Source organism: Proteiniphilum propionicum (genome assembly GCF_022267555.1).
Taxonomy (GTDB): Bacteria; Bacteroidota; Bacteroidia; order Bacteroidales; family Dysgonomonadaceae; genus Proteiniphilum; species Proteiniphilum propionicum.
In genome coordinates, this window is sequence record NZ_CP073586.1 from 581767 (window position 1) to 598389 (window position 16623).

At 42.6% G+C, this 16623-nt stretch carries 12 protein-coding genes and 1 pseudogene; all 13 read left to right on the top strand.

Translation table 11 applies throughout. The features are described 5' to 3' along the window. The first annotated feature begins 190 nt into the window (after positions 1-190). The 13 genes and pseudogenes from KDN43_RS02155 (at position 191) to KDN43_RS02215 (ending at position 16622) form a co-directional block, all read left to right on the top strand. Positions 191-1588: an alpha amylase family protein gene (locus KDN43_RS02155; RefSeq protein WP_238868058.1), complete on the top strand. Its 1398-nt coding sequence runs from the start codon at positions 191-193 to the stop codon at positions 1586-1588. A 67-nt stretch (positions 1589-1655) separates the two neighbouring features. Then, on the top strand, positions 1656-2993 hold the full coding sequence (locus tag KDN43_RS02160; protein ID WP_238868059.1) for an alpha amylase family protein: 1338 nt from the start codon (positions 1656-1658) through the stop codon (positions 2991-2993). Between the two features lie 284 nt (positions 2994-3277). Next, positions 3278-3505 (top strand): hypothetical protein, encoded by a 228-nt coding sequence (locus KDN43_RS02165; protein ID WP_238868060.1) that lies wholly within the window; start codon positions 3278-3280, stop codon positions 3503-3505. Between the two features lie 345 nt (positions 3506-3850). After that, a pseudogene (locus KDN43_RS02170) lies at positions 3851-5369 on the top strand (Gfo/Idh/MocA family protein). Between the two features lie 158 nt (positions 5370-5527). Beyond that, positions 5528-6391, top strand: coding sequence for a sugar phosphate isomerase/epimerase family protein (locus tag KDN43_RS02175; RefSeq protein WP_238868061.1), 864 nt, complete (start codon positions 5528-5530; stop codon positions 6389-6391). 463 nt (positions 6392-6854) lie between these two features. After that, positions 6855-7004: a hypothetical protein gene (locus KDN43_RS02180; RefSeq protein WP_238868062.1), complete on the top strand. Its 150-nt coding sequence runs from the start codon at positions 6855-6857 to the stop codon at positions 7002-7004. Positions 7005-7257: 253 nt separating this feature from the next. Further along, positions 7258-8481, top strand: coding sequence for an AGE family epimerase/isomerase (locus tag KDN43_RS02185; RefSeq protein WP_238868063.1), 1224 nt, complete (start codon positions 7258-7260; stop codon positions 8479-8481). Positions 8482-8498: 17 nt separating this feature from the next. Continuing rightward, positions 8499-9608 (top strand): DUF4855 domain-containing protein, encoded by a 1110-nt coding sequence (locus KDN43_RS02190; protein WP_238868064.1) that lies wholly within the window; start codon positions 8499-8501, stop codon positions 9606-9608. A gap of 226 nt (positions 9609-9834) precedes the next feature. Continuing rightward, entirely contained in the window at positions 9835-9999 is a 165-nt protein-coding gene (locus tag KDN43_RS02195) for a hypothetical protein (RefSeq protein WP_238868065.1), read from the top strand. A gap of 163 nt (positions 10000-10162) precedes the next feature. Beyond that, positions 10163-13273 (top strand): SusC/RagA family TonB-linked outer membrane protein, encoded by a 3111-nt coding sequence (locus tag KDN43_RS02200; protein ID WP_238868066.1) that lies wholly within the window; start codon positions 10163-10165, stop codon positions 13271-13273. 11 nt (positions 13274-13284) lie between these two features. After that, positions 13285-14922: a RagB/SusD family nutrient uptake outer membrane protein gene (locus KDN43_RS02205; RefSeq protein ID WP_238868067.1), complete on the top strand. Its 1638-nt coding sequence runs from the start codon at positions 13285-13287 to the stop codon at positions 14920-14922. A gap of 17 nt (positions 14923-14939) precedes the next feature. After that, complete coding sequence (locus tag KDN43_RS02210; RefSeq protein WP_238868068.1) at positions 14940-16367, top strand: DUF5018 domain-containing protein; 1428 nt, start codon at positions 14940-14942, stop codon at positions 16365-16367. 87 nt (positions 16368-16454) lie between these two features. Continuing rightward, positions 16455-16622 (top strand): alpha-amylase family protein, encoded by a 168-nt coding sequence (locus KDN43_RS02215; RefSeq protein ID WP_238868069.1) that lies wholly within the window; start codon positions 16455-16457, stop codon positions 16620-16622. Position 16623 lies beyond the last annotated feature (1 nt).

Sequence of the window (16623 nt, forward strand, 5' to 3'; positions counted from 1 at the left end):
TTCAGATAAACCGTATAATTGAGTTGTCTGAATTTTGAGCCTGATTAAAAAGAAAATTTGTGTTACCTTTGGTACCAGTTTTATTTTAGTCACCGCAAAATTCAGACAACTTTTTCCAACAACCCCAGTCATATGATCAGCAACCCGGTGGGGGCTAGCTGCAAGATATCAAATAAACATTTCATTAATTATGAGAATACTAAAATTACCCGCATACAGATTCTTTATAGCTATCATCCTTGCCCCGCTGCTGCTCCTTTCCGCAGCCTGTGGACGAGATGAAGCTCCAGATACGGATTATGAATTTCCCGATCCACCCAAAAACAATATAAATAAGCCCCGTTATATATGGATAGATGCAGCAGCCAACTTCCGTGACTTTGCCAATAGCAGGGAGAATATTGTTCGTGATTTAAAACTGGCCAAAGATGCCGGTTTTACGGATATTGTCGTGGACATCCGTCCAACATCGGGCGATATACTTTATAAATCGTCCGTTCAGGGTGCGGCACAGGTACAATGGCTGGGGGCATGGGTGAACGGTGTGTATTCAAAAGTAGAACGAACCGCAACCTGGGACTATCTGCAGGCATTCATCGATGAAGGGCATAAGCTGAACTTAAAGGTTCACGCAGGATTCAATACAATGGCGGGGGGGCACAGCAGCGGGTTAGGCAGCCAGGGGCTCCTCTACAGAGATTCGTCAAAGAAAGATTGGGCAACCTCCGAAAATCTCTCCACCGGCATCACAAATACTATGGATGCAGGAGGAGGAACAAAATTCTTCAATCCGGCAAATGATGATGTACAGAATTATTTATGTGATCTGCTTAAAGACCTTGCCAAATATAATCTGGATGGCATCATCCTCGACAGGGGAAGATTCGACGGAGTACAGTCCGATTTCTCCGATCTCACCAGAAAAAAGTTTGAGGCATATCTGGGAAATGTAAAGCTGGCAAATTTCCCTGGCGATATTCTCCCTCCCGGGACAACTATGCAACAAGTCATCGCCATGAGCACCTATCCCCCCTACTTCACCAAATGGCTCGAATTCAGAGCGAAGGTAATCTATGACTTTATGTCTAAAGCACGCGGTACTGTAAAATCAGTGAATCCGGATATGAAGTTTGGCATCTATGTCGGGGGGTGGTATTCTACTTACTATGAGGTTGGCGTCAACTGGGCCAGTCCGAAATACAACCCAAGCCTGACCTACAAGTGGGCTACCCCTCAATATATGAATTACGGGTGTGCCGGATTGATGGACCAGATCCTAATAGGCGCCTATGCCTCTCCACTAAGAGTATATGGATCTTCTGAATGGACGATGCAGGGTTTTTCGAAGCTGGCAAAGGACAAAATTAAAGATAGCTGCCCCATGGTTGCCGCCGGTCCCGATGTAGGCAACTGGGACAGCAACAATCAGGCGACCCAGGAGCAGGAAAACCAAGCAATTGTCAACTCCGTAAAAGCCTGTATGGATGAATGCGACGGTTATTTCCTGTTTGATATGATTCATTTAAAAATGGCCAATCAGTGGCAATACGCAAAAGAGGGTATAAATAAAGCCATAGGCAGTAAATAAACCATCTATTACCGAAATGCGGACAGAGGTCATCGTAATATTAAAGATATCAATATACTATAAAAAAATGAACAGCATATTTAAGATATTTCTAACCCTTTTGATCACAACTTTTTTTTTATGTTGCAACACAGACAAGAAATCCCAACCGGCAGATATTTTACCGAAACTCATTTGGATTGATGCAACAGCTAATATTGAGCGATTCAATAACAAAGACACTATTGACTATTATCTGGAAAAAGTAAAAGGACTAGGTTTTACAGATATTGTGGTTGATGTTCGGCCCATTTCGGGACACGTACTTTATGACAGCCAATATGCCCCGAAGCTCACGGAATGGAAAGGAAAAGAGATCCATTACGATTTTGATTACCTGGAATACTACATTGAGAAAGCTCACAGCCTCGGGCTGAAGGTGCAGGCATCTCTCAACACCTTTGTGGCAGGCCACAACTATATGGATTCCGGCCCGATCTATGAGGAAGGGAAATCAGAATGGGCATCTATTATTTACACACCGGATGAAGAGGTGAAGCTGATCCCTATAACAGAGGAGAAAAACAAATATTCAGCCATGGTAAATCCTGTGAATGAGGAATTTCAAAGCTATATCCTGAATATCTTCAGAGAGATCGTGGAAAAATACCCGGAACTGGACGGTATCATTCTCGACAGGGTGCGATACGACGGCTTCACCGCAGATTTTTCGGAATTGTCACGTAAGAAATTTGAAAACTATCTGGGAAAAAACATGGATCGCTTCCCCGACGATATCTACCGATGGAAGAAAAACGAAAACGGCGGGCTCTACCCCGAACGCGGCAAGTATTTCCTGCAATGGATCGAATGGCGTACATCTGTCATCTATGACTTCATGTCAAAAGCCAGGAAGGTCATCAAATCCGCCAATCCAAATATCTCTTTCGGGACCTATACAGGCGCCTGGTACCCCTCTTACTTTGAAGTGGGAGTTAACTTTGCAAGCAGGAATTACGATCCTTCGGCCGATTACGACTGGGCCACTCCCGCCTACAAGAACTACGGTTACGCCGAACTGCTGGATCTGTTTACCGTAGGCAACTACTACACTACCATTACCATTGAAGATTACCTGAAAGAAAACCCCGAAATCAAAAACGAGACTGATATGTGGGCACAACATGGAACATGGTACTGCGTGGAAGGATCGAACCAGCACCTGAAATCAATCCTCGATGGGAATAAGTTTTATGGAGGGATTCTGGCAGACCAGTTCTACGATAATCCCGAAGGACTCGCTGCATCAATCAGGATGAACCTGGAAACTTCTGACGGATTAATGATCTTCGATATCGTGCATATCATTGAAAATGATATGTGGAAATATGTAGAAAAAGGGATGCGTGAAGTAGGTGCAATATAAGCCCGAAATAGATTAAATCGCTTTAAAAATTGGAAGTATGCTCAGGAAGAGGAGATGAATGTACCACAGTTTTTCAAACGGATTGAGAAAGATAAAAAATAGAGAGATGATTTTTCTGAAGAAAAATCCGCACAATGACGAGAAGCACCTTATTCTGGTTCATTCAGATCCGCAATTCCACAAAGAAGAAAACTTCCAGAACTACGCTAAAGTGATTGAGGATATTGCACAACTAAAAAAATTACCCCGACAGGGACATTCTGGGTGTCGATTTCGGGGATCTGGTGGGAGACAAACCGGAACTCTATCCTCTTTATATTGAACATCTGAACCGTACGGGAATACCTTTTTACCGAATGCCGGGCAACCATGAACTGCAGTTTGGGGGACGTACCCCGGAAACCATCAGTGTGCAAACAATAAATATCTCCGTCCTGCTCGACATGCTAAAGCCTTATAACACCCATCCGCTAACGGTACATATGCATTACACGAATTCACTATACTTATGATGATTATTTTTAACTATATATTGCAATATCTAAGAAAATATCAAAAATAAATAATGTTAATTAGTCGGCACTTAATAAATTATTTTATTTTTATGTTTGCATATCAGCTTTTTTTATCTTTATTTTGTGGATTATTCTAAATCATTTTTGATTATTAATATTTTTTGCTCGCTCCGCGTTACTATAAGAGACAATCAAAAATGAGTATATTTAACATACTAAAGAAACGTGAAAGGGTGCTTTCCTTGTTTACGAAGGATCGCATAAGTGCTGGAAAACGATGGAAATCATCAATGAGAAAATACGAAAGACCCAACTGATAATTTTTTTAACAAAAAGTATCCTATGACAATCTATTCACGAAGAAAATTTTTAAAAACAGCTGCGGCAGGCGCCGCCGGGCTGACTATCGTACCTAACAGCATATTAGGTAAATCATTCGGGCATATGGCTCCCAGCGACAAGCTCAACATCGCGGGCGTTGGCGTTGGCGGGATGGGACGCCGCAACCTGGCCAACATGAAGACGGAGAACATCGTTGCCCTTTGCGACGTGGACTGGAAATATGCCGCAAAGACATTCGGCGATTATCCCAAGGCCAGGCAGTTTAAAGACTGGCGGGAGATGTTCGACAAAATGGGTAACACCATAGATGCAATCATGGTGGCAACGCCCGATCACACACACGCGGGAGTGGCTGCTCACGCCATCACTTCAGGGAAACACACCTACGTGCAAAAACCGCTGACACACAGCGTGTATGAATCCAGGCTGCTTACCAGGCTGGCAAAAAAGCACAAGGTTGCCACCCAGATGGGTAACCAGGGCAACTCGTTCGACTGGTGCCGGCAAGTGGCAGAGTGGGTCGAGTCGGGCGTCATTGGCGACGTCTACGAGGCTCACTGCTGGACAGACCGCCCAATATGGCCGCAAGGGCTGGCCGAACCAAAGGGGGGTGTTCCCGTTCCTGCGACCCTCGACTGGGATTTGTTCATCGGGCCGGCCGCAAAACGGCCTTACGACCCGGCATACACGCCATGGAACTGGCGCGGTTTCTGGGATTTCGGTACAGGCGCCCTGGGTGATATGGCCTGTCACATCATGGACCCGCTATACTGGGCATTGGATTTGAAGTATCCAGTTAGCGTTGAGGCCAGCTCAACACTCTCAAACCTTTATTCACCGCCACAGGCTCAAAAAAGTCACTTATAAGTTCCCGGCACGGCCACCTAAGGGAAAAGTAGAAATGCCCGAATTAACTGTTTACTGGTACGATGGCGGGTTGGTTCCCGACCGTCCGGAAGAATTGAAAGATGGCGAAATGATGGGGGATGAAAACGGAGGTATCATCTTAGTGGGAACAAAGGGGAAAATAATGACAGGATGTTACGGTATGAATCCGACGCTCCTGCCCACATCCCTGATGGCAGACTTTAAACAGCCCGAGCCCACTATTCCCAGGGTCAAGGGGGGAAACGGAAATATTTGGGCTACCGATGCCCACGAACAGGACTGGATAAGGGCATGCAAGGAGCCCGCCAATAGCAGGAGGGAGTCTTCGTCCAACTTCCAGTTCTCGGGACCTTTCAACGAGATGGTAGTGATGGGTGTCCTGGCAACCAGGCTCTCCGGATTACACGGGTTGCACCGGGAATTAAAGTGGGACGGTGAAAATATGAAGTTCACAAACATTTCCCCTACGGACAAGATAAAGATTGTAACGGTGGATGAGTACGCGGTGATAGACGGGGATCCGAAGTTCGACCGCCGGTTTGCCGAATTCAACGCCCTGGAGATGGCAAACGAGTGGATAAGGCATACATACCAAAACGGCTTCACGCTGCCACTGATGCCTGAAATTTAAATCCGGACCAATTCAAGGGGAGGGGGCTGAAAACCCGGCCCCCTGTTTTACTTTGAAAATAAAAATAATCGTATGAAACGGGCATGTGAATCGTTTCCACTCAAGAACATGATAACATGCGAGCTACATACATCATAAAAGAAAAATAAAATAATCACATGAAAATCAATAGACTACTGTTTCTTCTTTTCACTTGCGGGCTGCTGGCCTGCACCGGTTCAATGAAAACAAAAGCGCAACCCGAAACAAAAGCCGAAAAACAGGGATGGAAACTATCAATGCAATCCTATACCTTTCATCTGTTTTCGGTAACGGAATCACTCGACAAGACGAAAGAACTGGGATTGCATTATATTGAGATCTATCCCGGGCAAAAGATGGGAGAGGGCTTCGGGGACGCCGTTTTCGGTTATAACCTGACAACCGTTGAGCAAAACCGGCTGAAAGAGCTGGCAAAGGAGAAAGGGGTGAAAATTGTATCTTCGGGGGTATGGACACCCGCACGCGACGAATGGGAAAAGGTGTTCGAGTTCGCAAAAGGCATGGAGATGGAGTTTATCAGTGCCGAGCCGGCGCGTGAGGACTGGGATATAGTGGAGAGCCTGGCAAAAAAGCAGGGGATAAAGGTAGCCTGCCACAACCATCCAAACGAGGCTTCATACTGGAAGCCGGAAATACTGCTGGAGTACATCGGGCAAAGGGATGGATTGCTGGGATCGAGCGCCGATGTTGGCCACTTCAAGCGAATGGGGATTGAGCCGGTACCTGCTTTACGGGAACTGCAGGGGAGGCTTGTTGCCATGCATTTCAAAGATATAGCCCCACAAGGTGCAGAGGGCACGCTTGAAGATGTTGTCTGGGGAACCGGAATCCTGAACGTGAAAGCAATGATGGAGGAGCTCAAACGACAAAATTTCATGGGATACTTCACCATAGAGTACGAGGCTAACTGGGAAAATAACCTGCCCGAGATAAAAGAATCGATTGATTATTTTAATGAAATAGCCGAAGAGATATTATAAATTTAAGTTTCGCAAGATTTTATGTTTAGCACTAACTCTCGACTCCCGCTGCTTTTGCGACCCATCTGCCGCTTGCTTGCCAAAAGAAAAGAACTTGCTTCGCTTCAAACAGCTTTTCTTTTAACGCCAGTCTACGCGGGATGTGTCCCCGCAAAGCAGCTGAATATCTCGTTGTCAGTGCACAAGACCTAATAACTGATGCTTGCGAAAGTTGAATTATAAGGTATTTGCTAAACAATATTACCGATTGTGGTAGTTGTTAAAATAAAACGGCACAGCCATTATCTGTTTTTCGAGATTTCCAGAATATACTCTTAAAATAGATAACAAGGCTATTTTTATTATATGATATGCAGATGATCACCGTTTCAATGTAATCCAACCGAACAAAAAGGTGAAAAAAATCCCGTAAAAAAAACGAAATAAAGAAAATGGGAAAACTTCTATTAAAAAAGAGTTAACAATGAGAATAAAAGAGATATATTCCAGATTCTGGTTCCCCGAATTCGTTGTACAAAACCAGCTTGCCAGCGTAGAAGCAGCAATGCTGATTGACCAAATTTTAAATCCGTTTGAGAAAGAAGTAGATATAAAGGGAAACTACATAAACTAAAACCGGATTATTGACCTGAACTGTTGGATTCTATCAACAAATAAAGGAAATACTAAACATAAAATAATATCCAAAAGTTAAAGCATATCTATTACTAATATTGATACCTACAAGCCTCTTATTTTATTAATTTATTTCTTATCAAGTACTAGGTTAATTAAATATTTTTTATTTCCTTTGTATTGATATTAAAATATGTATTATTCCATAATGGATATCATTACACTCTTCAATGAATATTAATAAAAACAAAATGATTGATTTTAACACCCTTTCTATTCAATACAGGGATGAATTACTTGAAAATGTGATTCCTTTCTGGCTTAACCACTCCCAGGACAAGGACTATGGCGGATATTTCTCGTGCCTGGACCGGCAGGGAAACGTATATGATACCGATAAGTTCATATGGCTGCAGGGGCGACAGGTATGGATGTTCTCAATGCTATACAACAGTGTGGAAAAACGAAGGGAGTGGCTTGATTGCGCCATTCAGGGCGGAGAGTTCTTGAGAAAATTCGGTCACGACGGCAACCTGAACTGGTATTTCTCCCTCACCCGTGAAGGGAAACCCATCATTGAACCATATAACATTTTCTCTTACACCTTTGCTGCAATGGCTTTCGGGCAACTGAGCAAGGCAACGGGAAACGAAGAGTATGCAGAGATCGCAAAAAAAACATTCGATATAATACTTTCAAAAAGAAGCAATCCAAAAGGGAAATGGAACAAAGCATTTCCCGGAACGCGAAACTTGAAATCGTTCTCACTGCCGATGATACTCTGCAACCTTTCACTCGAGATTGAGCACCTGTTAGACAATGAGTTCCTGAAAAAAACCATAGATGAGTGCATTCACGAGGTGATGGAGGTGTTTTTACGACACGAACTGGACGGTTTGATCGTGGAAAATGTCAACGAGGATGGATCACTTTCCGATACTTTCGACGGGCGACTGATGAACCCGGGACATGCCATCGAGGCTATGTGGTTTATCATGGACCTGGGTAAAAGGATGAACAGACCGGAACTTATCGAAAAAGCAGTTGAGACAACCCTTAAAACAGTCGAATACGGATGGGATAAAGAACATGGGGGTATATTCTATTTTATGGACCGTAAAGGATTTCCTACACAGCAGCTGGAGTGGGATCAGAAACTGTGGTGGGTACATGTGGAGACTTTGATTTCTCTGCTGAAGGGATACCAACTGACCGGTTCGGGAGAGTGCCTTGACTGGTTCGCCAAGGTACACGATTACACATGGAGCCACTTTAAGGATCCACGGTCCCCGGAATGGTGGGGATACCTGAACAGACAGGGAGAGGTGCTGCTGGACCTGAAAGGCGGAAAATGGAAAGGGTGTTTCCACGTCCCAAGAGGACTGTACCAATGCTGGAAAATAATGGAAAGCATCAATACCTCAAGAATAAACAACTCGTTTGATTTTGCCCGGAATGTTCTGGATAACCGATAAAAAAATATTATTAAGCGATGACAAAAATTAAGGGAATATCTACTGCCTCAATGCTGCTGGTTATGGCTCTATCAACCCTGGCAGTATGTTCGAGCGGGGACAGAATCAGCCACGAAGAAGAACTGATCTTTAAAGAAAAACGTCCTCCTCTTGAGTTAACGCATTATAACGAAGTTCCGAAGCATCTTGTCCTAATTTACGACGGCGGTGTGCACCGTAGTATCCGGTGGGACTCGGAGCATTTTGCACCCTATGTCTCCTCCGAGGTAAACGGAGAGGCAAACTGGCTATTCGACGGCTTTTTATTTCTGGAAATTAAGGACGGACAGGGACGGGGTTTTGCTTCCGGTTATGAAAAGCTGCCTGCAAGAAAAATTGAATGGGAAAATCTCCTTCACAATTATTTCAGAGATGGCAATGCTATTCATGCATTGAATAAACAGATCGGAAGTATACGAAAAGAAGGCAGCAACGAGGAATTCACAAAAAGAAAAGTTGTGTTAAGCCTACCCGAGCCTATCCCCGGACAAGTTGACTGGGGCATGCTGGATGGACGTTCTCTCCTTTTTTCAAATAAAAAGGACAGGCTGGATGCATGTAAATGGTATATCAACTATGCCGAGAAGCTTTTTCAAAATGCAAATTTTGAGAATGTAGAGCTTGTCGGATTCTACTGGCTGGCAGAGGAAGCCACAAACAGCAGAGATCTTGCTAGGGATGTGGCAAGCTATATCTACAGCAAGAAATATGATTTTTATTGGATACCCTACTTCAACTCCGACGGATATTCAGAGTGGAAAAATCTGGGTTTCAATGTAGTATATTATCAGCCCAACTATTTCTTCAACGAAAATACGCCATACGAAAGACTGCAGGAAGCCTGCAACAGAGCTCAAAAATTCCAAATGAACCTGGAGGTCGAATTCGATGATAGAGCACTGAAGAACAACAAAGACTGGGGTTATCGCCTGAGGGATTATTTGGATGTTTTTGAACGGAACGGTGCTTTCGACTCGTTAAAAGTTGCTTACTATCAGGGAGGCGATGCCTTTTACCGGCTATCACAATCAAAAGAGCAGAGCGATATGGAACTACATAAAAGGCTTGTTAAAATCATAACAAAATAATAAAAAAACACAGAGATGAATCCTACAAGAGAAAAGAAATATTTGAAAAAAATATTTCCATCGCCTCGACTGGATCGGCCAACAACTACAAAAATTATCGGATAAAACCCTTTAACTTTTAAAAAGGGATATCATGTAACCAAAGAAAAAGTATCGGAAACAACTGGATTACAGGAAAGGTATAACGAGCATTTTCAATAACAACTACAGTGAAAGACTAAACATTATGACAAAACAACATTTTCACTATCTCTTTTACCTCATATTTATGCGTTTTGTAACAGAACAAAGCGTGGCCAAACATCTTTCAATACAAAAAGTGCTGGGTAAAGACAGTACTGGCACCAAAAAAAGGAGACACAACCGGGAAAAGAATGCAGTTATACCATAGCAATCTCAAGAATGAAAAATTTATAATAAAAGACAACAAATTCAGGATAATTATCATACAAAAAGAAAAACAAATTGATTGTTAAATTAAAAACAAGATGAATTTTATGAAAAGGATGAAAAAATTACTTCTTCAGAAGAAATGTAAAAAAACGTTATCCGTTTTGAGCTTATTCATACTTCTGATCTGCAGTACGAACACGTACGCGCAAAATATAGTCAGAGGTACCGTGGAAGATTCAAAAGGCGAGAGCCTGATTGGTGTGAACGTAATGGTTAAAGGTACCCGTCAAGGTACGGTTACTGACGGAAAGGGTGAATTTCAACTTACAGTTAATGATTCAAAGGCAGTAGTTGAATTTTCTTATGTTGGATTCAAAACCCAGGAAGTTCCTCTTAACGGCAGAAACTTTCTGAATATAAAACTACTGGAAGATACAGAGCTTCTGGAAGAGGTTGTTGTGGTTGGTTATGGAACACAAAAAAAGATGCATGTAACTGGTTCTTTAGCGCAAGTAGAAGCCAAGGATATTATAAGTGCACCATCCGGTAACCTGACAAACGCTTTAGTCGGAAAACTCCCGGGGTTAGTAGCGACACAGAAGTCAGGACAACCCGGATCTGACGGTTCCAGGTTGCTTATCCGCGGTGTCTCGACCTTGGGTGATGCTGCCCCTATGATCATTGTGGACGACGTGCAACGTTCATTTACCAATCTAGATCCGAACGAAATTGAAAGCATTACTATTTTGAAAGATGCTTCTGCCGCAGCAGTATATGGAATGCAGGGAGCAGGAGGAGTGATTTTAGTAAAAACGAAAAGAGGAAGCCTGCAAAAACCGCAAATTACTTATACCGGAAAAGTTTCATATAACCAGAACACTAATTATCCTAAATTTTTAAATGGTCCCGACTTCATTAAATACTATAATAAAGCGAGGGAAATGGACGGATTGGAGCCGCTCTTTTCCGAAGAGGTATATAATAAAGTATTGAATGGAGATCCTGAAGGCAAATACGCAAATACCAATTGGTTTGACGAATTAATGAAAGACGGCGCCTCTTCAACTCATCATAATATTTCTGTGAACGGAGGTAACGAAACAGCAAAATACTTCATCTCACTGGGATATTTCGATCAGGGAGGTATTGTAGATAAGTTTGCATTTAAGCGATATAACCTGCGTTCAAATATTGATGTGAACTTAAATAATAATTTCAAATTAGGGCTTGACCTGGGTGCTAGACAGGAAGATCGGAAATCAGGCTATTATTCGGTATCGAATCAGTCTTGGAATAACCCCATCAACCTGGCGCAACGCATGATGCCTATTACTCCAACAGAATACGGCGGCCTGCCTGTGGCGGCCAACATTGATGAATCGGCAAAATTCAATCCCATGGCGTTTAACAGCCTGACCGGATACAGTAATTCCATAATGAACATACTGATATCTTCACTCACTTTATCGTGGGATGTGCCTTTTATAAATGGGCTAACTGTAAAACTTAAAACCTCTTACGACAAAGATTATACCACAGCTAAATCGTGGAGGGAACAATTCCTTATGAACAGCTACAATGCAAAGACAGAAGAATATGAAATCGTGGAGTCCAATCATGGTGAACCTAAAGAGTCTGTCCTGAGAAATAGTAGTTCACAAGCTCAACGACTTACAGTACAACCATCCATCAGCTATAATAAGACTTTCGACAAACACAACATTTCAGCATTACTCTTATATGAGCAATCATCTTACGAATCTGAAAATTTAGCGGCAACCGTTCAGGGGTTTGACCTGAAAACATTACATGAACTTAATTTTGGGAAAGATATATTAAACGGCAAAAAAGGAGATGCTATAGGCGGGGGAAGTTATAAATTTAACCGCGCCGGTTACGTGGGGCGCATAAACTATAACTATGACAACAAATATTTAGCGGAATTAGTTGCCCGTTACGATGGGTCTGTACGTTTCCCATCTGAAAATAGATGGGGTTTCTTTCCCGCCGCTTCTTTCGGTTGGAGAATATCTGAAGAACCGTTTTTCGCAAGGTATAAGGATAAAATCGAGAACTTTAAACTGAGGGCATCAACCGGGCTGTTGGGTAACGACCGTATTGGCGACTTCCAATACCTGAACTTAATGAACCCAAATCCTCCCACTCTTTATATTGGAGACAAAGAATATATCTCTATATATACAGCAGGTAACGTAAACAGAGAAATCACCTGGGAAAAAACTGCTACTTACAATGTTGGATTTGATTTCATGCTGAGCCGTGGCATATTCGGGATGGAATTTGACTGCTTTTACAAATTAACCAATGATATTTTGATTCCAAGTTTGGGCACCTATCCCTGGTCGTTGGGAGGAAACCACCCCAGCACCATTAACGGCGGGAAAGTGAGTAACAAAGGTTTTGAGGTAGTACTAACCCATCAAAACAAAGTGGCCGATTTTCAATACAATGTAAGAGGAAATATTGGCTGGTCGCGAAATAAAGTTTTAAGGATGAATGAAAGTCCCAATGTCCCAGATTATCAAAAACGTACCGGGCGCAAAATGGGAGAAAAAATGGGCTTCATTACCGATGGATTGTATCAGTCCGATGAAGCAATCATCGATAGCCCTACTTTGGCTCATTTAAGCAAAGATCAAATCCGTCCCGGAGATATTCGCTATGTAGATTTAAATAAAGATGGCAAAATAGACAAAGCGCAAGATTACACATTCATAGGAAATAGCAACCTGCCGGAATTGTTTTACGGACTAAGCCTGGGTGCTACATGGAGAAACTTCGACTTATCTGTTTTCTTCCAGGGAGCTGCCATTACCGATGTATTCCTTAGCGGTGTGTATGGAAATGGGCATGTGGACGCCACAATTTTTACACGCCCTTTCCATGGAAACGGAAACTCACCATACTTCCTGATTGAAAACAGCTGGACGCCAGAAAATACGAATTCTGAATTTACCCGGTTGTCAACTATAGCAGCCGAAAAAGGTAACTGCAACGGATGGGCATCAGATTGGTGGATACGCGACGGCAGTTATTTGAGATTGAAGAACGCTCAGTTGGCATATAATTTAAAAAATGACTTCATCCGCAATATAGGTATTAATAATATCCGCTTTATGCTGACCGGAGGGAATCTATTTACATGGTCAAAATTAACAAAATACAATATAGACCCTGAGACACCTGAGATTACAAACGGATATTATCCGCAACAACGAACTTATGAGTTTGGTATTAATCTAACTTTTTAACGAATAAGAAAATGAAAAAAGTAAAAGCTATAACAGGAATTATTTCCGCCGTTTTTATATTAATCGGATGCTCTGACTTCTTAGATCCGGAGCCTCGTGCTAAATATAGTGAAATGGATGCCTGGAAGTCTGTAGAAAACACCTATTTATATATTAATGGTTTTTATAAACCCATTTATGAATATGGCCCGTATGGTCAAAAATATGCGGATGTGAGCCTTCATGACGGATTCTCCGATATCCTTCGCTACAGCACAAATGTAATGGGGGGAAATGGAGGCGATGTAAACAAAGTGGTCTATTCCGGCAATATCAGCCCCTCGGGTAATATTTTAAGCGATTATCAATATGAATATAACCGTATTCGTCGCATCAATGAATTCCTGTACGGATTGGAGACATATGCAAAATATGATAAAGATGTGGTGAAGCTGATGCAGGCTCAAGCCCGTTTTTTCAGGGCTTATCTTCACTTCATGCTTGTCAGGAACCACGGGAGCATCGTCATCCGTGACTATATCGACGGGCCCAATGAGGCACTCAAGGCAAGAAGCCCGGAGAATGAATGTTGGGATTTTATTGAAAAAGATTTGGATTTTGCCGCCGAAAATCTGCCCGATGAATGGGACAAAAACAATTTCGGGCGCCTGACCAAAGGAGCCGTATATGGGTTCAAGTCAAGAGCAATGCTCTATGCCAAACGATGGGATAAAGCTGCAGAAGCAGCTCAAAAAGTAGTTGACAAAGAAGGGACACTCTATGGCCTGCTTCCCGATTATGCCGATGTCTTCAAACAAACCGACCTGTGTAAAGAAACAGTATTGGGATACAGGTTCCACGGACAACTCACCCATTCGATATTATTTGATAAGCTTTATAGCCCAAAAGGCGATTTTCCACCTAAAAATACTGATGTGAAATGTCTGGCGGTACCCACGCAAGAAATGGTGGATTCTTATTATATGGCAGACGGCAGTAAGTTCGACTGGGAGAACCCTGAACATAAAGCCGATCCTTACAAGAACAGGGAAGCGCGTTTCTATGCTTCAATTTTATACAACGGAGCTCCATGGAAAGGACGCACCATTGAAACTTTTGTAGGAGGTACAGACGGATTCAAAGAATTTGGAATAGACAATCATCCGAATACAACGACTACAGGGTATTATATTCGTAAGATGATAAACGAAAAGAGCGACAATATGGCACAAAAAGGCATAACTGCCTGGTCGGAAGTCAGGTATGCCGAAGTATTGCTCAATCAGGCCGAAGCGTTAAATGAAGCCGGAAAATCCGTTGAAGCGCTGGTTCCGTTGAATAAAGTGCGTCAAAGAGCTAAACTACCTAATGTAACCGAAACCAACCAGGCAAACCTTCGACAAATAATCAGAGAAGAACGTAAGATAGAGTTGGCATTCGAAGGACAACGCTATTGGGACTTGAGACGCTGGAGAATTGCACTTGAAGTATTAGGGAAAAAACGGATGCACGGTATGAAAATCACCAAAAATGCAGACGACACATTCAACTATGAGATAGTAGATTGCGATGGAAAAGATCGTTTTTTCGAGGAACGGTATTATCAATTTCCCATTCCATTGAATGAAATTCAGAACAACCCACTGTGTACACAAATTGATAAATGGTAATTAAAATGAAAAATACAATGAAGAATTTATATAAAATAGCGGGGATTTTAGGGTTACTCCTGATGTTCTCATGTGAAAGCGCAGATGTACTTGTCCCAACGCCCGGAAACGAAGTGACCGGCATCCGTATCATGTTGCCCGATGGCTCCAATACCGACTTCGCGGTTACCCCCGATGAAAATAATATCATTAAACTGGAGGTAGACGGAAGTTTGAAAACAGATCTTGCCAAAATACGCATGTCGGTAAGCATCCCCAACAACGCGACAGTTGAGTCATCAGTACCGCTTGGAGAATATATGGATTTCTCCAAACCGGTAAGTTTTGACGTAATCGGAGCTGATGGGGCAAAGCAAACCTACACGGTTCAATTGAGAGTGGTTCCCACAGCAATTGACGTGAAAGAGTTATGGAAGAAAACAGCAGCGGAGCTCAATTTCGTATCAAACAACAACGGGGCAATTGCTTTCAGCGGCAATTATCTGGTAGTCCATGAACGGACCAAATTCGATTATTACAACCTCCAAGATGGTACCAAAGCAGGCACTCTGTCATTCGAAGGTATCGATTGGAACACACTCACCCGTACGGTACCGTTATATATGGCCGGCGATGATGCAGGCAATATCGTCGCTTCTAATTTCTATATGACTCGCTGGATGCCCGCAGGCGGCACCAACACCATTCATATGTTCTGGTGGGAAGGCGTTACGGCAAAGCCCAAATTATTATTCTCTTATGATGTGGATATCGATAAACCCGGGAATATTGACGTAGGGAGGAAAATATATGTCAGGGGAGATATCTCCAAACATGCGTTCCTGTATATGGGAGTCTCCTTTCAAAACATGTTTTTACGCTGGGAAATTCAAAACGGGCAGGTTGTTTCCGAACAACCCGATAAAATTGAATATGATCCGGGATACCAGATGGGAATGCAACCCACCATCGTTCCCGTAGAATTCGGTAAAAACGCCAATTACTTTATTCCCAGATACGATAACGGAATAGGGAAAGTAGCGATTACCTATATGGACGGCACAACCAATAAGCCGATATATGCCTCTGAGCATCATATACAAAATGTCTTTCACCAATGGCTCACTAATGAAGATAGCGGGGTTGGCCATTCATTCGATTATGTAAACATGAATGGGGCAAAATATATCTTTCTTATCGAACAAGATTATTATTATTGGATGAGAGAGATCTTTCAGGTAAGGCCCATGATGAAAGACCCCTCTTCTGTTAAGAGCATTGTGAATCTGATTCATACCAGAAAGTGGAACGATTGGCTTTACTTTCCGTTGGATAGTTCATACGGAAAGAACGGAAATGTGACTGGTGACGTGACGATACGTGTGGCTCCTGATGGAAATTCATGTACGGTAGCCTTCTTATGCACCAACTCCGGAGTGATCGTTTGGAATGTTAATCTAGAATAAATTGGTTTCACATTACTGGAAGAGGAAACATTATGCTCCTCTTCCGGTATTTTTTCTCGATGAAAAAGATTATGGAAGCCTTTACGGGTGTTGAATTTCGAAAACAAACCGCAAGATGCGGAAGAGGCGGTTTATATCTGTTTGACAAAAGGAGACGGACTGATGTTCTTCGATATGATTTATCTGATCATGTATGACCAGAGGGGTGCCATTAAAAAAGGAATCGACAAGGCACTATCCAAAGATAAAAATTAAA